General features: G+C 69.2%; 19 protein-coding genes and 2 tRNA genes. 10 read left to right on the plus strand and 11 right to left on the minus strand.

The features are described 5' to 3' along the window. Window positions 1-19: 19 nt before the first annotated feature. Both ACT53R_RS16640 and ACT53R_RS16645 read right to left on the minus strand, forming a co-directional pair. Complete coding sequence (locus tag ACT53R_RS16640; RefSeq protein ID WP_476173033.1) at window positions 20-1432, minus strand: glutamine synthetase family protein; 1413 nt, start codon at window positions 1430-1432, stop codon at window positions 20-22. Between the two features lie 4 nt (window positions 1433-1436). Beyond that, on the minus strand, window positions 1437-2219 hold the full coding sequence (locus ACT53R_RS16645) for a gamma-glutamyl-gamma-aminobutyrate hydrolase family protein (RefSeq protein ID WP_476173034.1): 783 nt from the start codon (window positions 2217-2219) through the stop codon (window positions 1437-1439). Window positions 2220-2458: 239 nt separating this feature from the next. Between ACT53R_RS16645 and ACT53R_RS16650 the strand changes: the two genes are divergently transcribed. The 4 genes from ACT53R_RS16650 (at window position 2459) to ACT53R_RS16665 (ending at window position 5434) form a co-directional block, all read left to right on the plus strand. Then, window positions 2459-3823, plus strand: a complete 1365-nt coding sequence (locus tag ACT53R_RS16650) for a glutamine synthetase family protein (RefSeq protein ID WP_476173035.1) — start codon at window positions 2459-2461, stop codon at window positions 3821-3823. A 40-nt stretch (window positions 3824-3863) separates the two neighbouring features. Then, window positions 3864-5147: an NAD(P)/FAD-dependent oxidoreductase gene (locus tag ACT53R_RS16655; protein WP_476173036.1), complete on the plus strand. Its 1284-nt coding sequence runs from the start codon at window positions 3864-3866 to the stop codon at window positions 5145-5147. Window positions 5148-5235: 88 nt separating this feature from the next. Next, window positions 5236-5311: transfer RNA gene (locus tag ACT53R_RS16660), tRNA-Ala, on the plus strand. A 47-nt stretch (window positions 5312-5358) separates the two neighbouring features. After that, window positions 5359-5434: transfer RNA gene (locus ACT53R_RS16665), tRNA-Glu, on the plus strand. A 50-nt stretch (window positions 5435-5484) separates the two neighbouring features. On the opposite strand, the gene ACT53R_RS16670 is transcribed toward ACT53R_RS16665, so the two are convergent. The 3 genes from ACT53R_RS16670 to ppsR form a co-directional block, all read right to left on the minus strand. After that, a complete protein-coding gene (locus ACT53R_RS16670) occupies window positions 5485-6489 on the minus strand; it encodes a hypothetical protein (RefSeq protein ID WP_476173037.1) in 1005 nt (334 codons plus the stop codon). A 182-nt stretch (window positions 6490-6671) separates the two neighbouring features. Beyond that, window positions 6672-7163, minus strand: a complete 492-nt coding sequence (locus tag ACT53R_RS16675) for a DUF1249 domain-containing protein (protein WP_476173038.1) — start codon at window positions 7161-7163, stop codon at window positions 6672-6674. Window positions 7164-7297: 134 nt separating this feature from the next. After that, window positions 7298-8119 carry a posphoenolpyruvate synthetase regulatory kinase/phosphorylase PpsR gene (gene ppsR, locus ACT53R_RS16680; protein WP_476173039.1) on the minus strand — a complete coding sequence of 274 codons (822 nt, stop codon included), beginning with the start codon at window positions 8117-8119 and terminating at the stop codon, window positions 7298-7300. A 96-nt stretch (window positions 8120-8215) separates the two neighbouring features. Here ppsR and ppsA point away from each other — a divergent pair, with 96 nt between their 5' ends. Both ppsA and ACT53R_RS16690 read left to right on the plus strand, forming a co-directional pair. Then, entirely contained in the window at window positions 8216-10588 is a 2373-nt protein-coding gene (gene ppsA, locus ACT53R_RS16685) for a phosphoenolpyruvate synthase (protein ID WP_476173040.1), read from the plus strand. A gap of 163 nt (window positions 10589-10751) precedes the next feature. Continuing rightward, a complete protein-coding gene (locus ACT53R_RS16690) occupies window positions 10752-11156 on the plus strand; it encodes a hypothetical protein (protein ID WP_476173041.1) in 405 nt (134 codons plus the stop codon). Between the two features lie 10 nt (window positions 11157-11166). Here the strand turns inward: ACT53R_RS16690 and ACT53R_RS16695 are convergent, their stop codons facing one another. Together ACT53R_RS16695 and orn are read right to left on the minus strand one after the other, a co-directional pair. After that, window positions 11167-12033: an EcsC family protein gene (locus tag ACT53R_RS16695; RefSeq protein ID WP_476173042.1), complete on the minus strand. Its 867-nt coding sequence runs from the start codon at window positions 12031-12033 to the stop codon at window positions 11167-11169. 40 nt (window positions 12034-12073) lie between these two features. Next, window positions 12074-12655 (minus strand): oligoribonuclease, encoded by a 582-nt coding sequence (gene orn / locus ACT53R_RS16700; protein ID WP_476173043.1) that lies wholly within the window; start codon window positions 12653-12655, stop codon window positions 12074-12076. A gap of 64 nt (window positions 12656-12719) precedes the next feature. On the opposite strand from orn, the gene ACT53R_RS16705 reads away from it, so the two are divergent. Beyond that, window positions 12720-13181 carry a DUF2721 domain-containing protein gene (locus tag ACT53R_RS16705; RefSeq protein ID WP_476173044.1) on the plus strand — a complete coding sequence of 154 codons (462 nt, stop codon included), beginning with the start codon at window positions 12720-12722 and terminating at the stop codon, window positions 13179-13181. A 204-nt stretch (window positions 13182-13385) separates the two neighbouring features. Here ACT53R_RS16705 and tadA read toward each other — a convergent pair whose 3' ends face one another. After that, the gene (gene tadA / locus ACT53R_RS16710; RefSeq protein ID WP_476173045.1) at window positions 13386-13892 is read right to left on the minus strand and encodes a tRNA adenosine(34) deaminase TadA; all 507 of its coding nucleotides are present in this window, start codon (window positions 13890-13892) and stop codon (window positions 13386-13388) included. 153 nt (window positions 13893-14045) lie between these two features. On the opposite strand from tadA, the gene ACT53R_RS16715 reads away from it, so the two are divergent. Then, window positions 14046-17114: a LodA/GoxA family CTQ-dependent oxidase gene (locus ACT53R_RS16715; RefSeq protein ID WP_476173046.1), complete on the plus strand. Its 3069-nt coding sequence runs from the start codon at window positions 14046-14048 to the stop codon at window positions 17112-17114. A gap of 13 nt (window positions 17115-17127) precedes the next feature. Next, window positions 17128-18237: an FAD-dependent monooxygenase gene (locus tag ACT53R_RS16720; protein ID WP_476173047.1), complete on the plus strand. Its 1110-nt coding sequence runs from the start codon at window positions 17128-17130 to the stop codon at window positions 18235-18237. A 24-nt stretch (window positions 18238-18261) separates the two neighbouring features. On the opposite strand, the gene ACT53R_RS16725 is transcribed toward ACT53R_RS16720, so the two are convergent. The 3 genes from ACT53R_RS16725 to adh all read right to left on the minus strand — a co-directional run bounded on the left by ACT53R_RS16725 (window position 18262) and on the right by adh (window position 21085). Further along, the gene (locus ACT53R_RS16725; protein ID WP_476173048.1) at window positions 18262-18639 is read right to left on the minus strand and encodes a DUF779 domain-containing protein; all 378 of its coding nucleotides are present in this window, start codon (window positions 18637-18639) and stop codon (window positions 18262-18264) included. Window positions 18640-18685: 46 nt separating this feature from the next. Further along, a complete protein-coding gene (locus ACT53R_RS16730) occupies window positions 18686-19384 on the minus strand; it encodes a TorF family putative porin (protein WP_476173049.1) in 699 nt (232 codons plus the stop codon). A 177-nt stretch (window positions 19385-19561) separates the two neighbouring features. Next, window positions 19562-21085: an aldehyde dehydrogenase gene (gene adh / locus ACT53R_RS16735; protein ID WP_476173050.1), complete on the minus strand. Its 1524-nt coding sequence runs from the start codon at window positions 21083-21085 to the stop codon at window positions 19562-19564. 220 nt (window positions 21086-21305) lie between these two features. Here adh and ACT53R_RS16740 point away from each other — a divergent pair, with 220 nt between their 5' ends. After that, entirely contained in the window at window positions 21306-23201 is a 1896-nt protein-coding gene (locus tag ACT53R_RS16740) for a sigma-54-dependent Fis family transcriptional regulator (protein WP_476173051.1), read from the plus strand. Window positions 23202-23216 lie beyond the last annotated feature (15 nt).

The raw sequence follows: 23216 nt of genomic DNA on the forward strand, positions 1-23216 counted from the left end.
GGCTCCGGAAAGGTCGGCGTCAGACGTTGAGCAGCAGGAACTCGCGTTCCCACGAACTGATGACGCGGAAGAAGGTTTCGTATTCCTTGCGCTTGACCGAGATGTAGGCGCGGACGAAGCGCGCGCCCATCATGTCGTGCAGGGGCTTGCAGCCCTCCAGCTTGTCGAGCGCCTCGCCCAGCGAGCGCGGCAGCTCGAAACCGACGTCCTGCGCGCTGGTGGACAGCGGCTCGGTCGGCTCCAGTTGCCCGCGCAGGCCCATCAGGCCGCAGGCCAGGGTCGCGGCCATCGCGAGGTAGGGATTGGCGTCGGAACCGGCGAAGCGGCTCTCGACGCGGGTGTTCTCGGGCGTGTCCATCGGCACGCGCAGGCCGCAGGTGCGGTTGTCGTAGCCCCACTGCACGTTGATCGGCGCCACCTGCCCCAGCGCCAGCCGGCGGTAGGAATTCACGTTCGGCCCGAAGAACGCCATCGCCATCGGCACGTACTGCTGCAGGCCGCCGAGGTAGTGCTCGAACGCCTTGCTGTGCTCGCCCGACTTGCGGCCGGCGAAGATGTTGCGCCCCCTGCGGTCGAGCACGCTCTGGTGGATGTGCATCGCGCTGCCGGGCTCGTTCTCCATCGGCTTGGCGAGGAAGGTCGCGTACACGCCGTGGCGCAGTGCGGCCTCGCGCATGGTGCGCTTGAACAGGAACACCTGGTCGGCGCGCGACATGGCGTCGGCGTGCAGGAAGTTGACCTCCAGCTGCGCGGCGCCGGATTCGTGGATCAGCGTGTCCACGTCCAGCTCCATCGCGTCGCTGTAGTCGTACATCAGGTCGAGGATCGGGTCGAACTCGTTGACCGCGTCGATCGAGTACGACTGGCGCGCGGTCTCCGGGCGACCCGAGCGGCCGGCGGGCGGCTGCAACGGGAAATCCGGGTCGGTGTTCTTCTGCACGAGGAAGAACTCGACCTCCGGCGCGACCACCGGGCGCAGGCCCTCGGCCTCGTAGGCGTCGAGCACGCGCTTGAGCACGTTGCGCGGCGCCAGTTCGTGGCGCTCGCCATCCTTCGTGTAGCAGTCGTGGATGACCTGTGCGGTGGGATCGGTGGCCCACGGCACCAGGCGCACGGTGTCCGGGTCCGGGCGCAGCAGCATGTCGGCGTCGGAGGGCGTGGTTAGGTCGTAGTAGTCGTCGGGGAAATCGCCGGTGACGGTGGTCGCGAAGATGCCTTCGGGCAGGCGCGTGCCGTAATCGTGCGAGAACTTGGCGGCCGGGATGATCTTGCCGCGGGCGTTGCCGGTGATGTCCGGCACGAGGCATTCGACCTCGGTGATGCGGCGGTCCTTCAGCCAGCGGACCAGCGCGTGTTCGCCGGCGGTGGCGGAGGGCGCGGCGCGGACACCGCGCCGGGCGGAAGGCTTGCGGGAAGACTTTTTCGGGCTCATGCGTTCATCGTAGCCGCTGCGCGGTCTGTTGTCGGGCGGCGCGCTGCCGGCAGGCGTCGCCGAACGCGCGGAAGATGCCGTGGTAGAAGGCGTTCTCGGTGACGCGCCACTCGGGATGCCACTGCACCGCAAGCAGGAAACCATCGCCGTCGCGGCGGAACGCTTCGACCAGCCCGTCGGGTGCGGTCGCTTCCACCGTCAGCCCGTCACCCAACCGAGCGATGCCCTGCCCGTGCAGCGAGTTCACGCGCGCCTTTTCCGTGCCGGCGATGCAGGCGAGCAGCCCGCCCGGCGCGAGCGCGATCTCGTGCGCCGGCGCGTACTGCACGTCGAGCGGGTCGTCGGTGTTCTCGCGGTGGTCGCGCATGCCCGGCAGCGCGTGCACTTTCTGGTGCAGGCGGCCGCCGAAGGCGACGTTGATCTCCTGGAAGCCGCGGCAGATGGCCAAGATTGGCAGGCCGAGTTCGATCGCCATCGGGATCAGCGCGAGGGTGTTGGCATCGCGCACCGGGTCGTGGAGGTTGCCCTCCCAGCTCGGCTCGTCGGAATAGTGGTGTGGCTCGATGTTGCTGACCGCCCCGGTCAGCAGCAGCCCGTCCAGCCCCTCCAGCATCTGGCGCAGGCCGACCGGCGGTTGCAGGCCGGGCAGCAGCACCGGGAGGCACTCGGCGCCGTCGACCACCGCCCGGACGTACTTCTCCCCCACCGCCAGGAACGGATGCGGACCGATCGTCTTCCGGTCCGTCGGCAGGCCGACCAGAGGCATCCGGGGAGAGGTTCGGGGCATGCGGGACGCTCGTGGTGCGTTTCCGGGAGGGCTTCCGCACGGTAACGGGGCCGTTCGATTTCTGCAACATCCCCGCCGGAAATCCGATTCGAGCCTCCGCATTTGCTGCGTCGCGACATCGGATCCATGCGCATTTGAGGCCAAACGGTGGCATGATCCCCGTTGAGTATTATTGACAATTCGCCGACGCAGCCCGCTGCTGTCACACTGTCGCCCGCCTTTCGAGTCCCTCCGACATCATGCCCGACACCTTCACGCCCGATGATCGACTGAGCCTGCAGCAATTGCCGGACTGCGAGCAGGTCGACCTGCTCCTGCCCGACATGAACGGCCTGCTGCGCGGCAAGCGCATCGCCCGCAGCGCACTGGAGAAGGTCTACGCCGACGGCGTCTGCCTGCCGATGTCGCTGATCGCCACCGACATCACCGGCAACACGGTCGAGGAGACCGGCCTGGGCTACGACATCGGCGACGAGGACCGGATCTGCCGGCCGATCCCCGGCACCCTGCGCCCCGTGCCGTGGTCGCCGCGGCCGATGGCGCAGGTCCTGCTGGGCATGGAGGACGCGCAGGGCGGCATGTTCGAGGCCAACCCGCGCGAAGTGCTGAGGCGCGTGCTGGCGCGCTACGAGGCCCTCGGCCTGCGGCCGGTGGTGGCGGTGGAACTGGAGTTCTACCTGTTCGACCGCCTGCCCGACGCCCACGGCCGGCCGCAGCCGCCGGTCAACGCACACACCGGGGCGCGCAACACCAGCACGCAGGTCTACTACATCGAGGACCTGGACGATTTCCGGCCCTTCATCGACGGCGTCGCCGCCGCCTGCCGCGCGCAGGGCGTGCCCGCCGACACCGCGGTCGCCGAATACGCGCCCGGGCAGTTCGAGATCAACCTCAAGCACCGCGACGACGCCCTGCTGGCCTGCGACGACGCGATCTACCTCAAGCGCGCGATCAAGGCCGTGGCGCGGCAGCAGGGCTACCAGGCCAGCTTCATGGCCAAGCCGCTGGCCGACCAGGCCGGCAGCGGCCTGCACGTGCACGTCAGCGTGCTCGACCGCAACGGCGACAACATCTTCGCCTGCTCGCCGGAGCAGCCGGCCGAGGCGCTGAAGCATGCGATCGGCGGCCTGCAGCGCAGCGCGAAGGACTGCCTGCTGCTGTTCGCCCCCAACGCCAACAGCTATCGGCGCTTCGTGCTCAACGCGTTCGTGCCCTTGAACGAGGTCTGGGGCTTCAACAACCGCACCGTCGCCATGCGCATCCCGCACAGCGACGAGAAGAACACCCGCATCGAGCACCGCATCGCCGGCGCCGACGCCAACGTCTACCTCGCGACCGCCGCGGTGCTGGCCGGCATGCTGGAAGGCATCGAACGCGGCCACGATCCGGGCCCGCCGATCGTCGGCAACGCCTACGACCAGACCGAGATCCGCACGCCGTACTGGCGCGACACCATCGCGGACTTCATGGACAGCGATTTCGCCGCCCGCCACTTCGGCGAGACCTTCCGCCACATCTACGGCCAGCAGAAGCTCAAGGAACTGCACACGTTCTATCGCGAAGTGACCACGCTGGAATACGAGTGGTACCTGCGGTCGGTGTGAGCCGGTCGCCGTCACGCCGACCCTCGCGAGGAGCCTGCCCTTGACCCCAGCCGCCTACCCGCCCAGCTGGTACGCCGCCAGCGCCGAGCCCCTGCCGCCGCAGCCGCGGCTGGAAGGCGACATCGACGCCGACGTCTGCATCCTCGGCGCGGGTTACGTGGGCTTGTCGGCCGCGCTGGAACTGGCCGAGGCCGGCTACCGGGTCGTGGTGCTGGAGGCGCAGCGCATCGGCTGGGGCGCATCGGGCCGCAACGGCGGCCAGGTGATCTTCGGCTTCGGCTGCGGCGAGGCGAAGCTGGCGGCGCTGCTCGGCCGCGAGGACGCCCGCAAGCTGTTCGACTGGTCGGTCGAAGGTGTGCAGATGATCCACGAGCGCCGCGGCCGCTACGGCATCGACTGCGACTGGCGCGACGGCCACATGCACGTGGCGATCAAGCCGCGGCAAGTGACCGAACTGCAGACCTGGCAGCGCGAACTCGAGCACGACTACGGCTATCCCCTGCCTTGGTGGGATCGCGACCAGCTGCGTGCGCAACTGGATTCCCCGCGCTACCTCGGCGGCCTGTACGACGTGCGCTCCGGCCATCTGCATCCGCTGAAGTACGCGCTGGGCCTGGCACGTGCCGCACTGGCGGCCGGCGTGCGCATCTTCGAACACAGCCCGGTGCTGGACATCGCGCATGGCCCGCGCCCGCAGCTGCGCACGGCGCACGGCACGGTGCGCGGCGATTTCGCGATCCTTGCCGGCAACGCACTGGTGAAGGGCGTGGCGCCGGAACTCGATCGCAAGATCATGCCGGTCGGCACCTACATCGCCGCCACCCGCCCGCTCGGCGAAGCGCGTGCCCGTGAGCTGATCCGCAACGACATGGCCGTGGCCGACGTGAACTGGGCGCTGGACTATTTCCGCCTCGGCGCCGACCACCGTCTGCTCTTCGGCGGCCGCGCCAGCTACTCCAACTTCCAGCCACCGAACCTGGCGTGGGTGATGGCCCGACGCATGCGCAAGGTGTTCCCGCAGCTCGCCGGCGAACCGTTCGAGCACGTCTGGGGCGGCACCATCGATATCAGCTTCAATCGTGCCCCGCACTGGGGCCGCATCGGCCGCGACAACGTCTATTTCGCGCAGGGCTTCTCGGGACACGGCGTCGCAGCCGCGGGCCTCGCGGGCCGGGTGATCGCGGAAGCCGTGCGCGGCCAGGGCGAACGCCTCGATGTCTTCGCGCGGATCCCGCATCTGGATTTCCCCGGAGGCCGCACCTTCCGCACGCCGATGCTGGTCGCCGCGATGGGCTGGTACAAGCTGCGCGATGCGTTGTGGTGACGGGCCCGGATCGCCGCATTCACTTTTTTGCATCGCAACGCTTGACGATCCCGAAGGGCCTTCCTAAAATGTCGGTTCTCCAGCAAGTGGGGCCATAGCTCAGCTGGGAGAGCGCCTGCATGGCATGCAGGAGGTCGCCGGTTCGATCCCGGCTGGCTCCACCAACTTCCGAACCACCAGGCCGGTTCGAGAAGGGAAGCAGTTACACGACGTCCCCATCGTCTAGAGGCCTAGGACATTACCCTTTCACGGTAGCGACCGGGGTTCGAATCCCCGTGGGGACGCCAACGTTTCAACGACGAAGCCCGCCTCGCGCGGGCTTCGTCGTTTTCGTGCGTCACATCCGGCGATACACCCAGAAGCTGCCGACGTTCATGCCGATGTGGCCGCGACCGCTGCCGGTGTAGATCTCGGGCCCCACGAGTGCATAACGCAGGACGTAGTTCGATGCCGTCGTGGAATAGCCGAGGCCGTAGCGGCCGTTGATGTCGCTCAGCATGCGGTTGAACTGGGTCGGGCTGATGCAGAAGCCGCGATCCTTGTCACCCGCCACGACACTGCCCTTGCGGAACGGTTCCAGCGGGTTGCCGTATCCCGGCACTGGCGAGCTGTACACGGAACCGTTCTGGTTCTGCGTCTGCAGATGGGTGATCACGATCGGCTTGTGCGCGCTGTTGACGTCGGTGTCGACCAGCAGCGCGTCGGTCGCGGAGTAGCCGGAGCGCGAATCGAACATCATCACGTTGACGTGGAAGCCCTGCGCGGTGTTCGCCTGGTTCTCGAAATACAGCGTGACCATCGCCTGGTTCACCGAGCCGGCGGTGTAGGACGAGGCGAGGTTCATCGTGCCGCTGACACACAGCAGGTCGGACTTGTTCCAGACGACGCGGTTGAGATCGACGCGGTACTGCAGCGAGTGGTGTTGCGCACCGCCCGGGAACCCGGCCGGGCCGAAGGTGTTCAGATGCATGCCGACGGCGGTGCCGTTGCGCTGGACGATCGTGGCGCCGTAGCCCGGCGCGGTCTCCGCGGCGCCCTTGGCGGCGCGCTGGCTGGCGGTGCTGCGATCGGCCGGATCGAGCCCGGTCCAGGGGGCACCGGACCACGTGTTCGGGCTGAGCCAGGCGAAGGTCGCGCCCGCGCTGACGTCGAGGAAGTTGTTGGCGAGCAGATTGAGCCCGGCGACCGGAGCCGATGACAGATAGCCCGGGTTGTTGACGATGAGCCGCGAGAGATCGGGCGTCTGCGGGGTGTAGTAGAACTCGGTGTTGGTCCACGCGCCCGCCTCGGCTGACAGCGACAGCAGTACGACGGCGGCGGCAGTGGTGAAGCGTTTGGACATGGCGTGACTCCTTTCGTGGCAGCGGGAACCTTCCCGGGAACCTCCAGTCTGGGCGCAGACCATCGCGTGAAACGAGATCGCGTTGGCGGAGGCGTCATGCCGGATGTTGCCCGCCTCCGCCACGGTCGTATCCGGCCGGGCGTCGTCTGCATCCCCGCGTTTCCGGTGCTTCCCGCCCGGGATCACGGCGAGAGACTGCGCTCCGGCCTGTCGCTGGTGCGCATCAGCGTCCCCACCCCGTGCCCGCGCTCGGCGAGGTATTGCAGCCACTTGCCGAGGAAGGTGTTCATGCGCAGGCGGTGGTCGAGCACTTCCGCCGGCGGCGGGTGCAGGCCGATGGCGTCCTGCCAGCGGCGACCGATGTAGCAGTGGGTGGCTTCGACCAGTTGCGCGTCGCGGTACAGGCGCAGGAAGGCGGACGGGTCGGGCTCGCCGGTGACCGGATCGAGCAGCGCGTAGCTCAGGCGGTACTCGACGGTGTAGGCGTGCTGCGCCATGACTTCGAGGTGCAGGTCGAGGCCGTCGCCGATCGAGGACACGTATCGTCCTTCGGTCAGCAGCGCCGGTGCGAACAGGCGCTGCAGGCGCTGGTGGTTCTCTGAATACAGCGCCATCAGCCACGAAAAACGGCTGATTTTCTGGGCTTCGATGGGGCGGGCAACGACGTGCGACATGCGTGGATCGTACACAGCGCACCGTGGCCGCGACAGCATTGACGACATCGATGGCCGGCGGCGATGATGGGCAGGCCCCGCGCGTTCGCGATCCGAACGAATCCTCGGAACCGATCGCCTCGGAACCGATCGCCTCAGAACATCCCGCGCTGGATCCCCAATGTCGTCATCACCTTGCTCGCGATCTCCTCGATGGAGGTGTGCGTGGTGCTGAGCGTGGGGATGCGCTCGGCGCGCAGCATGGCCTCGGCAGCGGCCACCTCGCGACGGCAGGTGTCGAGCTGGGCATAGCGCGAATTCGGCCGCCGTTCCTGGCGGATCTGCGCCAGCCGTTCCGGATCGATCGTCAGCCCGAACAGCTTGCGCCGGTGCGCGCGCAGCCGCGGCGGTAGGCGGTCGTGCTCCAGGTCCTCGTCGGTCAGCGGATAGTTTGCCGCACGTACGCCGTGATGCAGGGCGAGGTAGACGCAGGTCGGCGTCTTGCCCGCGCGCGAGACCGCAACCAGGATCACATCCGCCTCGTCGTAGTTGGTGGCGATGCCGTCGTCATGGGTCAGCGCGAAGTTCATCGCGTTGATGCGGCGGTGGTAGGTGTCGAAGTCGACCAGGCCGTGCGCCTGCCCCACGCGCGGAAGCCGCTGCTGGCCCAGTTCGCGCTCCAGCGGCTCGATGAAGGGGGCGAACACGTCCAGCATCAGCGCCCCGCTCTCGGCCAGGGCTGCGGTCAGGCGGGCGTCGACGCAGGAATTGACCACGATCGGGCGCAGACCATCGCGCTCGCCGGCGGCGCGGATGCGGGCCGCGGCCTCGGTCGCCTTCTCGGGCGTGTCGACGAAGGGCATCCGGTGGGTCCGGAAATCGGTGCCGTTGAACTGGGTCAGCAGGCTGTGGCCGATGGTTTCGGCGGTGATGCCGGTGCCATCGGAGACGTAGAAGACCGGTCGGACGAGGGTCATGGGGCGCTTGGGACGGAAGTCGAAGGCGGCGCGGAAGCCGGTGTTGCTAAAATACCGCTTTCCCCGGCCCCCCGCCGCGCCCGTCCGGAGCACCCCTTGAACGAGAACATCCTCTGGCTGCAGGCCCTGCGCCTGTCCGACCTTGCCCGCGTGGGCGGCAAGAACGCCTCCCTCGGCGAAATGATCGGCCATCTGGCCGGGCTGGGGGTCTCGGTACCGGGGGGCTTCGCCACCACCGCCGAGGCGTTCAAGGCCTTCATCGCCCACAACGACCTGCACCAGCGCATCTACGACAAACTGGCGACGCTGGACGTGGACGACGTCCCCGCCCTCACCGCCGCCGGCGGCGAGATCCGCGGCTGGGTGATCGACGCGCCGCTGCAACCCGAACTCGACCGCGACATCCGCGCCGCCTACGCCCAGCTCTCCGCCGAGAACGGCGGCACGGACATCGCCGTCGCCGTGCGCTCCTCCGCCACCGCCGAGGACCTGCCCGACGCCTCGTTCGCCGGCCAGCAGGAGACCTTCCTCAACGTGACCGGCGCCGACGAGGTCGTGCACAAGGTCAAGGAAGTGTTCGCCAGCCTCTACAACGACCGGGCCATTGCCTACCGGGTGCACCACGGCTTCAAGCACGAGGACGTGTTCCTCTCCGCCGGCGTGCAGTTGATGGTCCGCTCCGACGTCGGTGCCTCCGGCGTGCTGTTCACGCTCGACACCGAATCCGGCTTCCGCGACGTGGTGTTCGTGACCGCCAGCTACGGCCTCGGCGAGATGGTCGTGCAGGGCGCGGTCAACCCCGACGAGTTCTACGTCTACAAGCCGACCCTGCGCCAGGGCAAGCCGGCGATCCTGCGCCGCGCGCTGGGCAGCAAGGCCATCCGCATGGTCTATTCCGACAAGCCCGGCGAGCGCGTGCGCACCGAGGACGTCCCCACCGACCTGCGCGGCAGGTTCTCGATCACCGACGCCGACGTGCAGGAGCTGTCGAAGCAGGCGCTGGTCATCGAACAGCACTACGGCCGCCCGATGGACGTCGAATGGGCGAAGGACGGCGTCACCGGCAAGCTGTTCATCGTGCAGGCGCGCCCGGAAACCGTGAAGTCCCGCGCGCACGCGACCCAGATCGAACGCTACAGCCTCGAAGCGCGCGGCGAGATCGTCGCCGAAGGCCGCGCCATCGGCCACAAGATCGGCAGCGGCACCGCGCGCGTCGTGCGCTCGCTCGCCGACATGAACCGCGTGCAGCCGGGCGACGTGCTGGTCGCCGACATGACCGACCCCGACTGGGAGCCGGTGATGAAGCGCGCCGCGGCGATCGTGACCAACCGCGGCGGCCGCACCTGCCACGCGGCGATCATCGCTCGCGAACTGGGCGTGCCCGCCGTCGTCGGCACCGGCAACGCGCTGGACCGCATCGAGGACGGCCAGACCGTCACCGTGAGCTGCGCGGAAGGCGACACCGGCTTCATCTACGCCGGCGCCCTGCCCTTCGAGCGCATCGTCACCGACCTCGACAACATGCCGCCGGCGCCGCTGAAGATCATGATGAACGTGGCGAACCCGGAGCGCGCGTTCGACTTCGCGATGCTGCCGAACGCCGGCATCGGTCTGGCACGGCTGGAGATGATCATCGCCAGCCACATCGGCGTGCATCCCAAGGCGCTGCTGGAGTACGCCGACCAGGACATCGAGACGAAGCGCAGGATCGACGCGCGCATGGCCGGCTACGCCAGCCCGGTCGATTTCTACGTCGACCGCCTCGCCGAAGGCATCGCCACCATCACCGCCTCGGCCGCACCGAATCCGGTGATCGTGCGCCTGTCGGACTTCAAGTCGAACGAATACGCCAACCTCATCGGCGGCAGCCGCTACGAGCCGCACGAAGAGAATCCGATGATCGGGTTCCGCGGCGCCAGCCGTTACGTCGACCCGTCGTTCCGCGAGGCGTTCGCGCTGGAATGCCGCGCCGTGCGCAAGGTCCGCGAGACCATGGGCCTGACCAACTGCTGGGTGATGATCCCGTTCGTCCGCACGCTGGAAGAAGGCCGCAAGGTCGTCGAGGTGCTGCGCGAGAATGGCCTGGAGCAAGGCAAGGACGGGCTGAAGATCATCATGATGTGCGAGGTGCCGTCGAACGCGCTGCTGGCCGACGAATTCCTCGACATCTTCGACGGCTTCTCGATCGGCTCCAACGACATGACGCAGTTGACGCTGGGCCTGGACCGCGACTCGGCGATCGTCGCCGAGCTGTTCGACGAGCGGAACCCGGCGGTGAAGAAGATGCTGTCGATGGCCATCCAGGCCGCGAAGCGCAAGGGCAAATACGTCGGCATCTGCGGCCAGGGCCCGAGCGACCATCCCGATCTCGCACAGTGGCTGATGGAGGAAGGCATCGAGTCGGTGTCGCTCAACCCGGACACCGTGGTCGACACCTGGCTGAAGCTGGCGAAGGCGAAGAAGGGCTGATCGCACGCGGCGACGCCTGCGCGATCGACTCCGGAAAAGGGCGCCGCTGGCGCCCTTTTTCGTGCATGCCGGACGTCATCGTGCCGAACGACAGGCGCCGGACGCACGCGTTGCGCAGTACGGTCGTCGCCATCGCCCTCCGCGGGCATCACGGACATCGCGCATGGACGAGGTCTCGACCTTCCGGCTCAACCTGATGCGTGCGCTCTACCTGCTGATGTTCGTCGGCCAGGCGGTCGTCACCGGGCCGGCGATCCTGCATCCGCCCGCGGATCTCGATCTGCCGCACAGCGTGATCCAGAGCTTCCTCGGCACGATCTCGCTGCTGTCGATCCTCGGCTTGCGCCATCCGCTGAAGATGCTGCCGCTGCTGCTGTTCGAATTCACGTGGAAGGCGCTGTGGGTCGGCGCGTTCTGGCTGCGGCTGTGGTACGGCCACGTGACGACGCCGGCGATCGATGAGACCTTCTTCGAGATCATGCTGGGCGTGGTGCTGGTGCCCTTGGTGATCCCGTGGGGTCACGTCTGGCGCCGTTACATCACGGCGCCTGCGGAACGCTGGCGCTGAGGCGGCGCCGTCAGCCGGAACGCGGTACCGGCAGGCGCCTTTCCTCTGCGATCCTGCGGTAGGTGGCCTCGACGACGTCCGCACCGTGCCTCGCTTCGAGCCGCTTGACGATGAAATGGCCGCGGGCGACGTCCTGGTAGTAGTCGACGAACAGCGCGTTCAGCGCCGCGCCGCTGAGCGCGCCGATCACCGGCACCGCCTGTGCGGCGAATTTCTCGGTGACCACCACGCCGAAGCGCGAGGCGATCTTCTCGATCACGGACGCCAGCCACTTCGCCGCATGCTTCGAGGTCGCGCCCGACGCATGCCCGCTGCCGTGTTTCGCGGCGACCTGCGCCAGTTCCTTCGACAGATGGCGCATGGCGTCGGTGGTGAACCCGCGCACCGCGTAGTAGCCGACGTCGCCGGCATCGTCAGCGGTCGACGGACCGCCGAATGCGAACACTTCGAGGCAGGCCTGCTTCGTCGCGAGATCGTGCAGGTCGAAGCCTTCGCTGCGCGCCACGTCGGCGACCGCCCGCATCATCATCGTGGTGGTGACCGGCAGTTCGATGAACAGCGCGGCGAAGCCGAATGCGCCACCGACCGCGCCGGTGCCGGCCGCGGCGAGCTTGTGCAGGCGCGTGGATGCGGGTTTGCCCGGGGCGTTGTCCATCGACCACAGCGCGGCGCCGGCCGCCTTGGCGAGGGCCGCCTCGACGGCGCCGTGGACCCGCGACGCCACCGGGCGCGGCAGCCGCTTCACCAAGCCTTCGACCGGCGAACCCACGAGGCTGGCGATGCGCATCGCGAGCGACGGCGATTCCAGCAGCGCGACGGCGCGACGCAGGTCGTCCGTGTCGGCGGGCGACAGCGCCGCGGGAACGAGTTCGGTCATGGTGTTCCACTCCCCTCGCGGATGACGCTGGCCCGCGGGTTCACTCCGGCGATGCGAGCTGTGCCAGCCGCGCGCGGTAGTGGCGCAGTTCGGCGATCGAATCGCGGACGTCGCTCAGCGCGGTGTGCGCGGATTCCTTCTGCACGCCCTGCAGCACCTGCGGCGCCCAGCGCCGGGCCAGTTCCTTCAGCGTGCTGACGTCGAGGTTGCGGTAGTGGAAGAACTTCTCCAGCTCCGGCATCTGCCGGTGCAGGAAACGCCGGTCCTGGCAGATCGAGTTGCCGCAGATCGGCGACGCCTTCGGCGCGACCCAGGCCTGCAGGAACTCGAGCGTGCGGCGCTCGGCCTCGGCCATGGACACGCCCTGCGTCAGCACGCGGTCCCATAACCCGGACTTGCGGTGCTGATTGCGGTTCCAGTCGTCCATCGCCTCGAGCGTGGCAAGGTCGTGGGCGATGGCGAACTCCGGTCCCTCGGCCAGCAGGTTGAGCTGCGCGTCGGTCACCGCGGTGGCGATCTCGATGATCGAATCGCGGTCGGTGTCGAGCCCGGTCATCTCCAGGTCGATCCAGATCAGGCGGCCTTCGGACGCCAGGCTTTCGGTCGCGGGTGAAGTCGCCATGCGCTCGCAGGATGATTCGGGAAGCCGCATGATAGCCCACCCGTCCGCAGCATCCGGGTCCGCCATGGCACTCCACATCCCGACCGACCACCAGACCATCCTCGGCGCGATGCTGGCCCCGGCGCTGTTGATGGCCGCCACCGGGTCGCTGCTGGTCTCGGCCAACGCCCGGCTGGCACGCGTCGTCGACCGGCTGCGTTCGCTGATCGTGGCCTGGGAGCACGACGCCCCAGACCGCAACGAGCGTGACACCCAGATCCGCCGCCACCGGCATCGGTCGGCGCTGGTGCTGCGCGCCTGCCGGCTGCTGTACGCGGCGCTGGCCTGCTTCATCGGCACCAGCCTCGCGCTGGCCGCGGACGCGCTGCTCGGTTTTCCGTTCGTGGGCGCCGTGCCGACCGTGCTGGCCGTGGCCGGCATGGCCTGCCTGCTCGGCGCCAGCCTGACGATGGGCCGCGAGGTCAGCTTGTCGGTGCGCAGCTTCGACGAGGAACTGGACCAGGAACTCGCGCGCAAGCGCAATTGACCGGCCGGCGTTGTCGAGGACTGCTGCTCTTGGCAAGCATCGGTAGAGCGGCCTTCAGGCCGCTGATCCTCGCGAGGCAGGATCAACAGCAGCGGCCTGAAGGCCGCTCTACCGAAAGCAAAGCGGCCTGGTGTCCAACCGCCGAATGGCGGGTCAGGCCGCCCGACCGAAAGCAATGCGTTGCGATGACGCGCGGGTGACGCCTCACACCGGCGGCTTGCCGCGCTTGCGCCGGAAGTAGTTGGTGAGCATCGTCCCCGCCTCCTCGGCCAGCAGACCGCCGTCGACGGCGACGCGGTGGTTGTGGCGCGGGTCGACCAGCAGGTCGAACACGCTGCCGGCGGCGCCGGTCTTGGGATCGGTCGCGGCGTAGACCACGCGCGCCACCCGTGCATGTACCGCCGCCATCGCGCACATCGCGCAGGGCTCCAGCGTGACGTACAGCGTGCAGCCGGTCAGGCGATGGTTGCCCAGCGTGCGGCCGCCTGCGCGCATGGCGACGATCTCCGCGTGGGCGCTGGGATCGTGATCGCCAATGTTGCGGTTCCAGCCCTCGCCGACCACGCGCCCATCGGCGTCGACCAGCACCGCGCCGACCGGGATCTCGTCGTGCTCGCGCTCGGCGCGGACGGCGAGCGCCAGCGCGTGGCGCATCCAGTGCAGATCGGCGTCGGTCCACGCCGGCGTCGAGGCGTCGTCGGCGGCCGTCATCGGGCCGCTCCGGTCTGGTTTCCACGTTGCATCGGCCAATGATGGGCATTCGCTCGGCCTGTGTCATCTTGCAGGTTCGCGGCGCACGCGGCAGCGGCTACGCTCCGTGTCTCGAAGGATTCCGCGCCACGTGCGCACGACAGGGGACGTTCCATGACCGCACCGACCACTCCATCCGCCGCCGCATCCGCCGGCGGCTGCACGCCCACGCCCGTCCGCCTGCCGCCGACGCTGCCGCCGGAACCGTGCTGCTGCGACAGCGACCCGATCGAAGGCCTGAAGCAGCTCTTCGTCGACTACTTCCAGGGCCGCGGCATGGCCGCCGGGCGTGATCCGGCGACGCGGCCGGTGTTCCTGCGCCTGCACGGCGCGGCGCACGGCCGCTTCCTCGTCGATCCCGACCTGCCGCAAGACCTGCGCGTCGGCGTGTTCGGCCAGAAGACCGAATACCCGGCCTGGGTGCGCTTCTCCTCCGACGTCCAGCCCGGCACGCCCGACCTCAAGGGCACCTGCGGCATCGGCATCAAGCTGTTCGGCGTCGACGGCGAGAAGCTGCTGGCGCCCGACCGCGAGGCGACCACGCAGGACTTCATCCTGCAGAATCACGACGTGTTCTTCGTCGACACCGCGAAGGACATGTGCGAATTCACCTGCGCGTCGCTGCACGGCAAGGGCGATGCCTACCTCGCCGCGCATCCGGTGACGCAGCAGGTGCTGGACGCGATGGAGAAGGTCGTCGATTCGGTGCTGACCACGCCCTACTGGAGCGTGCTGCCGTACCGCTTCGGCGAATCGCGCTACGTGAAGTACTGGCTGGAGCCGCTGGAGGCGCCGCCGGCCGACGCCGCGCCGGACTTCGACGATCCGTTCTACCTGCGCGCCGACCTGCACGCGCGGATGCGCAAGGGCGCGGCACGGTTCCGCTTCCTCGCGCAGTTCCGCACCGACGACGCGACGATGCCGCTCGACGCCGCGACCGTGCGCTGGAGCGCCGAGGCCAGCCCGCCGGTGGCGCTGGGCGTCCTCGAACTGCCGATGCAGGACCTCGACGCCCGCGGCCAGTCGACCTACGGCGAGAACCTCGCCTGGAACCCGTGGCATGCGCTGCCCGAGCACGCGCCGGTCGGCAGCATTTCCGACGCGCGCAAGGTGGTGTACCGCGCCTCGGCCGACAACCGTCGCAACGTCAACGGCGTGCCGCTGGCCGAACCCGCGGCGCCGCGCCCGGCCGAGTACGCGCCCGGCGTGCCCTACCCGGCCGCGAAGGACACCCGCGTCGTGCGCGCGGCGATCCATCCGGCGATCGGCATCGCCCGCGTCGGCAACAGCCTCGACGCGTACTACATCGGCCCGCAGGTCATCGACCCGCCGCCGCAGCCGCTCGGCTTCTACCGTGACCCCACCGGTGCGCTGAAGCGCGAGGCCGCACAGTTCCGGATCTACGGCTACAACGCCGCGGGCGAAGTGGTGCGCGAACTCACCTCCGACTGGGCCGACATCAGTTGGACGGTGCACCTCGCCAACCGCAAGGCGGCCTGGTACCAGTGGCAGATCGCGATGGACATCCCCGAGGCGGCGACCACCGTGTTGCCGCGCCGCAACGCCAAGGTGAAGGATCGCGACAGCCTCGTCATCGACGCCGGCCCGCAGCAGATCGCCGGCCGCGACACCGCGCCGGTGACCTGCGCCGGGATGTTCACCGACGTGCCGGTGACAATCGGCGAGCTGCGCACCGACGCCAGCGGCCGCCTGCTGGTGCTGCCCGGCCACGGCATCTCCGCCTCGCCCACCGGCGCGCCGATCTTCATCCCCAGCGACGGCAACTCCTTCATCAACGCCGACGGCTGGTATGACGACACCTGCGACGGCACTGTGGAGGCGACGGTGAACATCGAAGGCCGCGCGATCCCGGTCGAAGCGGCATGGGTCGTCACCGCGCCGCCGAACTACGCGCCGCAGGTGAAGGCCGAGCGCACGTTGTACGACCTGCTGCACGATCTCTACGTGCAGGCGGCGTGGCTGCCGGCGCCAGCGACGGTGTCGTTCACCGACGACGTCTACCCGATCCTCCAGCGCCTCAGCGGCCTGCAGTGGGTGAACCAGGGTTTCGCCACGCTGTTCGGCCACGGCGGGCAGTACGACTTCGAGTCGCCGGCACTGATCGCGCGCCTCTCCGCACTGCCGCCGCCGGGCGAGTACGACCCGAACGCGGAATTCCGCCGCCAGGTGTTCAACAGCTTCCGCCCGCCGAATCCGCCCGACGGCAACCAGTTGCCGTGGCCATGGCTGTACGGCGATGCGATGACCGTGCCGGCCGGCGAAAGCCCGCGCCAGAACGCCGCGATCACCACCACGCAGTGGACGGTGCTGCAGCGCTGGGCGAACGGCGAATTCGTCGCCGACTGGAATCCCGCGTCCGTGCCGCCGGCGAACATCGACGCCGTGCCGCTGGCGAAGCAGCCGGCGATGCTGGATCGCGCCGCGCTCGACTTCTGTCTCGCCGACGCCTTCCATCCCGGCTGCGAAATGACGTGGCCGATGCGACACCTGTCGCTGTACGAAGCGCCGTTCCGCATCCGCCGCCGCCCGCCGGGCACGCCGGAACCCGACTACGGCAGTACGCTCGACCAGACGACCACGCTGTCTGCGGACGGCCCGCTGCACGCGCAGGGCCCGGGCGACATCAATCGCTGGATGGGTTTGCCGTGGCAGGCAGACACCGCCTACTGCCGCGCCGGCTACGATCCCGACTACGACCCGTTCGCGCCGACGTTCTGGCCCGCGCGCGTGCCCAACCACGTGCTGACCGCCGACGACTACGCGATCGTGGTCGATCCGTCGCAGCCGATGTCGCGCCGCATCGCCGCGTTCTCCGACCGCACCAGCTGGAACAAGCCGCTGCACGGCACCACGGTCGAACAGATGCTGCAGATGGTGCGGATGTTCGGCTCGATGGGCCTGGTGGAAGTGCGTCCCGGCGTGCAGGGCGATCCCGCGTTCCCGGCGACGATGATGGTCGCGTCCTACGGCCCGGGCGTGGCACCGGCCGACGCCGCCACCATCGCGCACGCCCCGCCGGACGCGCCGAGGCTGAAGGCCGCAGCCGACGGCGACGCGGCACACCTCAAGGCGCGTCGCCTGCCGCACGGCGCGAACTTCGCCAGCCGCGAGGACGCCGACGCCGCGCCGCTGCCGGTGCGCCACGGCAAGCCGCGCGATTGAGCGTGGCGTGGCGATGACGACGGTCGATGTCGCCATCGCCGGCGGCGGCCCCGCGGGCGCCGCCGCCGGCCTTGCGCTCGCCCGCGCGGGGCTGCGCGTGCGCCTGTGCGAGCACGACGCCACGCGCCCGTTCCGCGTGGGCGAAGGCCTGCCGCCGTCGGCGCGCTCACTGCTGCGCGATCTCGGCGTGCTCGACCGCATGGCCACCGACGGCCATCGCCCCAGCCCCGGCACGCTGGCGTTCTGGGGCAGCGACGCGGCGCACGCCGAAGACACGCTGTTCGGCGTGCATGGCCACGGCTGGCAGCTGGATCGCGTCCGTTTCGACGCGAGGCTGCGCGAGACGGCAATGGCAGCCGGTGCGGACGTGCACACCGCGACGCTGCGGCTGGATGCAGCGGGCGATGCGCAGACGCCGCATCGGCTCGTCGCGCCCGATGCGCGCGGCGACGAAGAAATCATCGAGGCGCGCTGGCTGATCGATGCGAGCGGCCGCGCAGCGACGTTCGCACGCGCACTCGGTGCGCAGCGCATCGCGCACGATCGGCTGTTCGCGGTGCACCAGCGGCTGCACGGTGGCGCCGAGCGCGATCACGACGGCCGCACCTGGGTCGAATCGGTCGCGGACGGCTGGTGGTACAGCGTGCTGCTGCCGTCGGGCGAACGGCTGATCGCCTTTCTCTGTGATGCCGACGCGGACGATCGCCGACGCCTGCTCGACGGCGATGGTCTGTGGTGCCACCTCTCGGGGGCGCCGCAGTTGCACGCGCTGTGCACGGCGCACGGCTGGACGCCGCACGGACGCGCGCACGGCGCCGAGGCATCGAGCGTCGAACTCGATCGCGCCGCCGGCGAGCGCTGGCTGGCGGTCGGCGATGCCGCCCTCGCCTTCGATCCGCTGTCGTCGAAAGGGATTTCCAGCGCGCTCTACACCGGCCTGCGCGCCGCGCAGGCGCTGCTGGCCTGCGAACGCGGCGATGTCACGGCCCTCGATGCCTATGCGCAGCATCTTCGCGACATCCACCGGGTCTACCGCACGCAGTTGCGCGCCTTCCACGCGATGGAAACACGCTGGCCGACGTCGCCGTTCTGGCAGCGACGGCAGCGGGACGCCGCGGCCTGAGACCGATCGGTCGGTGTCGGCCGCCTAGACGTGGCCCGCCGCTTCCAGCGCCGCGTATTCGTCGTCGCCGAACAGGCGCGAACGCACCAGGAAACGCACGCCCTCGCCGTTTTCCAGCGAGAACATGCCGCCGCGGCCTTCGACCACGTCGATGATCAGCTGTGTGTGTTTCCAGTATTCGAACTGCGGGCGGCTGATGTAGAACGGTGCGCCGCCGATCTCGCCCAGCTGCACATCGTTGTCGCCGACGAGGAAGTCGTCCTGCGGGAAGCACATCGGCGAGGAGCCGTCGCAGCAACCGCCGGATTGATGGAACAGCACCGGCCCGTGCCGCGTGCGCAGCTTGTCGATCAGCGCGAGCGCGGGCAGCGTGGCGATCACCTGCAGGGGCAGCGTCGGCATGGCGATGATTCTCCGGCGCCCGGCCCTCGGGCCGGGCGCCCTGTGGTCAGAACGCGACCTTCACGGTGCCGACGAGGCGGCTGTCGAACAGGTCGCCGAGATCGTGCTGGTCGGTGTCGTGGTAGCGCACGTCGAAACTCACGTGCTTGAACGGAGCGTAGCCCACGCCGACGTTCCAGGTCGAATAGTCGATCGTCTTCGACGTGTCCTGGCGACCGACGGCGCCGCTGATCGACCACTGGTCGTTGAGCGGGACGCTGCCGTTCACTTCGTAGTACGTGCCCGAGCCATCGCTGCCGAAGTAGTCCGGCGTGTGCAGCACGGCGCCGCCGAGGCTGCCCTTGCCCACCGGATGGCTGACCGCGACCTTGTATTCGACGGTGTCGATGTCGACGCCGGCCGGCTGGTTGCGGTAGCCGTAGCGCACCACGCCGAGATCGAAGGTGAAATCGCCGGCCTTGGGCTTCCAGCCGACCCAGGCGTCGTATTCGAGGTCGATGTCGTTGCCGAAGTCGACGTTCTCGGCGCCGATGCCGCCGTAGAAATCGCCGGCGGTGACGTCGAGCGTGCCGAAGACGAAGGGATCCTCGTTGGTCTGGCTGACGCCGCGGAACACGTAGTCGGTGGCGGCGCCGAGGGAGCCGCTGACCTTCACGTCGGATTCGGCGTGGGCGGCGCCGGCAAGGCCGGACAGCAGCAGGAAGGGCGCGGCGAGGCGCGCGACGGGAAGACGGGGTCGGTGCATGGTCGGTCCTGGGTGCGTGGTAGTGGAATACGGAACCCGGGCCGAGCGCATCCTGCCCGGGCCGGAACCCGGGAGCGATGCGTCGGACGGGAAGGCCTCTCGACGTGGGGGAGGACAGGCCTTCGGGAGTGGCCTTGTGGAGCAGGCCTGCGAGAGATCAGGCCGGAGCACCGGCGATCAGAAGAAGCCGAGCGCCTTCGGCGAGTAGCTGACCAGCAGGTTCTTGGTCTGCTGGTAGTGGTCGAGCATCATCTTGTGGGTCTCGCGACCGATGCCCGACTGCTTGTAGCCACCGAACGCGGCGTGCGCCGGATAGGCGTGGTAGCAGTTGGTCCACACGCGGCCGGCCTGGATCGCGCGACCGAAGCGGTACAGGCGGCTGGCATCGCGGCTCCACACGCCGGCGCCGAGGCCGTACAGCGTGTCGTTGGCGATTTCCAGCGCTTCGGCCTCGGTCTTGAAGGTCGTGACCGACACCACCGGCCCGAAGATCTCTTCCTGGAAGATGCGCATCTTGTTGTGGCCCTTGAACACCGTCGGCTTGACGTAATAGCCGCCGGCGAGGTCACCGCCGAGTTCGTTGCGCTCGCCACCGATCAGCACTTCGGCGCCTTCCTGCTTGCCGATGTCGATGTAGCTGAGGATCTTCTCGAGCTGCTCGCCGGAGGCCTGCGCGCCGATCATGGTGTTCGGGTCGAGCGGGTCGCCCTGCTTGATCGCGGCGACGCGGGCGATCACCTTCTCCATGAACTTCTCGTAGATCGATTCCTGGATCAGCGCGCGCGACGGGCAGGTGCAGACCTCGCCCTGGTTGAAGGCGAACAGCACGAAGCCTTCCACCGCCTTGTCGAGGAAATCGTCGTCCTCGGCCATCACGTCGGCGAAGAAGATGTTCGGCGACTTGCCGCCGAGTTCCAGCGTCACCGGGATCAGGTTCTGGCTGGCGTACTGCATGATCAGGCGGCCGGTGGTGGTCTCGCCGGTGAACGCGATCTTCGCGATGCGCGGGCTCGACGCCAGCGGCTTGCCCGCTTCCAGGCCAAAACCATTCACGACGTTCAGCACGCCCGGCGGCAGCAGGTCGCCGATGATCTCCATCAGCACGAGGATGCTCGCCGGGGTCTGCTCGGCGGGCTTGAGCACCACGCAGTTGCCCGCGGCCAGCGCCGGCGCCAGCTTCCACGCGGCCATCAGCAGCGGGAAGTTCCACGGGATGATCTGGCCGACCACGCCCAGCGGCTCATGGAAGTGGTAGGCGATGGTGTCGTGGTCGATCTCGCCGACGGTGCCTTCCTGCACGCGCACCGCCGAGGCGAAGTAGCGGAAGTGGTCGGCCATCAGCGGGATGTCGGCGTTGAGCGTCTCGCGGATCGGCTTGCCGTTGTCCCAGGTCTCGGCATGCGCCAGCAGTTCGAGGTTCTGCTCGATGCGGTCGGCGACCTTGTTGAGGATGTTCGCGCGCTCGGTGGCGGACATCTTGCCCCACGCATCCTTCGCGGCGTGGGCGGCGTCGAGCGCGAGTTCGATGTCGTCCTTGCTGGAACGCGGGATGCGGGTGAAGGCCTTGCCGGTGATCGGGGTGATGTCGTCGAAATATTCGCCGCCCTTCGGCGCGACCCATTGGCCACCGATGTAGTTGCCGTACTGGGCCTTGAAGATGCGGGAATGGTCGTGCAGGTGCGGCTTGGCCATCGCGTTCATGGAACAACTCCGAAAGGTGGTGGTGTCCCCGCATACCGCAAGGCCGGTGCCAAGTGCCGCATGGTGCGACGCAGCAGCGACGAATGCCTGATGCGGCGGGCAGTTGCGTCGTCGCATGTTGCAACGCACAACAAGCGACCCTTGCGCGGCGCGGTTTCGTGTGTTGTTTATCGGAACAGCCGCCACTGCGACTGTCGCAGAATGCGACACAGGAGCCGCCATGACCCGCATGCGCCCCATCGACGAACTCGCCCACGCCCGCCGGTCGTTCTTCGAGCGTGGCAACGCCGTCGGCGCCGGCGAACTGCCGCAGACGATCCTGCGCTCGTGGCAGCGCTGCCGCCGCCTCGGCCTGCCGGAACGCGACACGCCGTCGATCGAGCCGGTGCCGGAAAGCCGCCTGCACGAGATGCGCGAGCGCAACGAACGCCTGCGCCGGCTGGCGCGCGCGGAGCTGGAACAGCTCGCCGCCGATGCCGACGGCAGCGGCAGCATCGTCGTGCTGACCGACGACACCGGCTGGATCCTCGACGCCACCGGCCATCCGCAGTTCCTCGACAAGGCCAGCCGCGTGGCGCTGCGTCCCGGCGCGTGCTGGAACGAATCGCAGGCCGGTACGAATGCGATCGGTACCGCGATCGTCGAGCGCCGCGCGGTCGAAGTGCGCGGCGGCGAGCACTACCGCGCGCCGCACGGCATCCTCACCTGCACCGCCACGCCGATCCACGACCCGTACGGCCAGCTCGTCGGCGTGCTCGACATCAGCGGCGATGCCCGCGCCCAGCACCTGCACGCGCTGGGGCTGGTGCGGATGGCGGTGGCGAACATCGAGCACCGGTTCTTCGAGGGCGGGCTCGACGGCTGCGAACTGCTGCGGCTGCAGCGCGACCCCGCCCTGCTCGGCTCGACCCGCGAAGGCCTGCTCGCCTTCCGCAACGGCACGCTGGTCGCGGCGAACCAGACCGGACTGGCGCTGGCGGGGATCACGCGCGACGACCTCGGCCGCGTCGCCTACGACCTGCTGTTCGACGATCCGCTCTCGCGCCTGCGCAGCGAAGGCGCGCTGCGCGATCGTTGCGGCCGCGCGCTGTACGGCCGCGTGGACGGCGCGCCGTCGCGCGTGCAGATCGCGCTGCCACCCGCACGCGCGGGCGAGGCGCGCCCGCGCACCGCGCCGCCGCGTCCGCCGGTGGACGACGGCCCATTCTTCGACGCGGCTTGCGCCGCCGCGCTGGAGCGCGCGCGCCGGGTCCTCGACGCCGGCCTGCCGGTGCTGGTGCAGGGCGAGACCGGCAGCGGCAAGGAAGTCTTCGCACGCGCCCTGCATGCCCGCTGCGCGCGCGCCGGCAAGCCGTTCATCGCGGTGAACTGCGCGGCGCTGCCGGAAGGGCTGATCGAGGCCGAACTGTTCGGTTACGAGGAAGGCGCCTTCACCGGCGCACGCCGCCAGGGCAGCCCCGGCTTGCTGCGTCAGGCGCAGGGCGGCGTGCTGTTCCTCGACGAGATCGGCGACATGCCGCTGGCACTGCAACCGCGGCTGCTGCGCGTGCTGCAGGAGCGCGAACTCTCGCCGCTGGGCGGCGGCAAGCCGGTGAAACTCGACTTCGACCTCGTTTGCGCGACGCATTGCGATCTCGACGCCGCAGTCGAGGCCGGCCGCTTCCGCGCCGACCTGTTCTACCGCATCGCCCACCATCGCGTGCGGCTGGTGCCGCTGCGCGACTCCGCCGAACGCGGGGCGATCGTCGATGCGCTGTGGCGGCGGGTCGCGGCCGGACGCACGCTCTGCGCGGATGCCCGGGCGGCCTTGGCCGCGCACCGCTGGCCCGGCAACCTGCGCCAGCTCGACGCCTGCCTGCGCACGCTGGTCGCGCTGAGCGATCCGGGTGAATGCGTCGGCATGGACGCCCTGCCCGCCGAACTGCAGACGCATGTCGCGTCCGAACCGGCGCCGGTCCGTCCCGGCGGCATCGCCCAGCTCGACGTGCTGGAGGAAACCGCCATGCGCGATGCCCTCGCCGCCTGCGGCGGCAACGTCGCCCGCGCCGCGCGCCTGCTCGGCGTCAACCGCAGCACGCTGTATCGCCGTGTCGGTCGCCCGCAGCGGACGCAGTGAGCGCGCCGCTCCGGG

Source organism: Lysobacter sp. DMC104 (assembly GCF_056313665.1).

What these genes read in the sequence shown, in the direction of transcription:
- ACT53R_RS16670 (WP_476173037.1), bottom strand. Translation starts at nt 6,489, where the DNA reads ATGTCCAAACGCTTCACCACTGCCGCCGCCGTCGTACTGCTGTCGCTG.
- adh (WP_476173050.1), bottom strand. Translation starts at nt 21,085, where the DNA reads ATGAACGCGATGGCCAAGCCGCACCTGCACGACCATTCCCGCATCTTC.
- ppsR (WP_476173039.1), bottom strand. Translation starts at nt 8,119, where the DNA reads ATGACCCTCGTCCGACCGGTCTTCTACGTCTCCGATGGCACCGGCATC.
- orn (WP_476173043.1), bottom strand. Translation starts at nt 12,655, where the DNA reads ATGGCGACTTCACCCGCGACCGAAAGCCTGGCGTCCGAAGGCCGCCTG.
- ACT53R_RS16645 (WP_476173034.1), bottom strand. Translation starts at nt 2,219, where the DNA reads ATGCCCCGAACCTCTCCCCGGATGCCTCTGGTCGGCCTGCCGACGGAC.
- ACT53R_RS16675 (WP_476173038.1), bottom strand. Translation starts at nt 7,163, where the DNA reads ATGTCGCACGTCGTTGCCCGCCCCATCGAAGCCCAGAAAATCAGCCGT.
- ACT53R_RS16690 (WP_476173041.1), top strand. Translation starts at nt 10,752, where the DNA reads ATGGACGAGGTCTCGACCTTCCGGCTCAACCTGATGCGTGCGCTCTAC.
- ACT53R_RS16640 (WP_476173033.1), bottom strand. Translation starts at nt 1,432, where the DNA reads ATGAGCCCGAAAAAGTCTTCCCGCAAGCCTTCCGCCCGGCGCGGTGTC.
- ACT53R_RS16725 (WP_476173048.1), bottom strand. Translation starts at nt 18,639, where the DNA reads ATGCCGACGCTGCCCCTGCAGGTGATCGCCACGCTGCCCGCGCTCGCG.
- ACT53R_RS16720 (WP_476173047.1), top strand. Translation starts at nt 17,128, where the DNA reads ATGACGACGGTCGATGTCGCCATCGCCGGCGGCGGCCCCGCGGGCGCC.
- ACT53R_RS16740 (WP_476173051.1), top strand. Translation starts at nt 21,306, where the DNA reads ATGACCCGCATGCGCCCCATCGACGAACTCGCCCACGCCCGCCGGTCG.
- tadA (WP_476173045.1), bottom strand. Translation starts at nt 13,892, where the DNA reads ATGACGGCCGCCGACGACGCCTCGACGCCGGCGTGGACCGACGCCGAT.
- ACT53R_RS16730 (WP_476173049.1), bottom strand. Translation starts at nt 19,384, where the DNA reads ATGCACCGACCCCGTCTTCCCGTCGCGCGCCTCGCCGCGCCCTTCCTG.
- ACT53R_RS16705 (WP_476173044.1), top strand. Translation starts at nt 12,720, where the DNA reads ATGGCACTCCACATCCCGACCGACCACCAGACCATCCTCGGCGCGATG.
- ACT53R_RS16650 (WP_476173035.1), top strand. Translation starts at nt 2,459, where the DNA reads ATGCCCGACACCTTCACGCCCGATGATCGACTGAGCCTGCAGCAATTG.
- ACT53R_RS16715 (WP_476173046.1), top strand. Translation starts at nt 14,046, where the DNA reads ATGACCGCACCGACCACTCCATCCGCCGCCGCATCCGCCGGCGGCTGC.
- ACT53R_RS16695 (WP_476173042.1), bottom strand. Translation starts at nt 12,033, where the DNA reads ATGACCGAACTCGTTCCCGCGGCGCTGTCGCCCGCCGACACGGACGAC.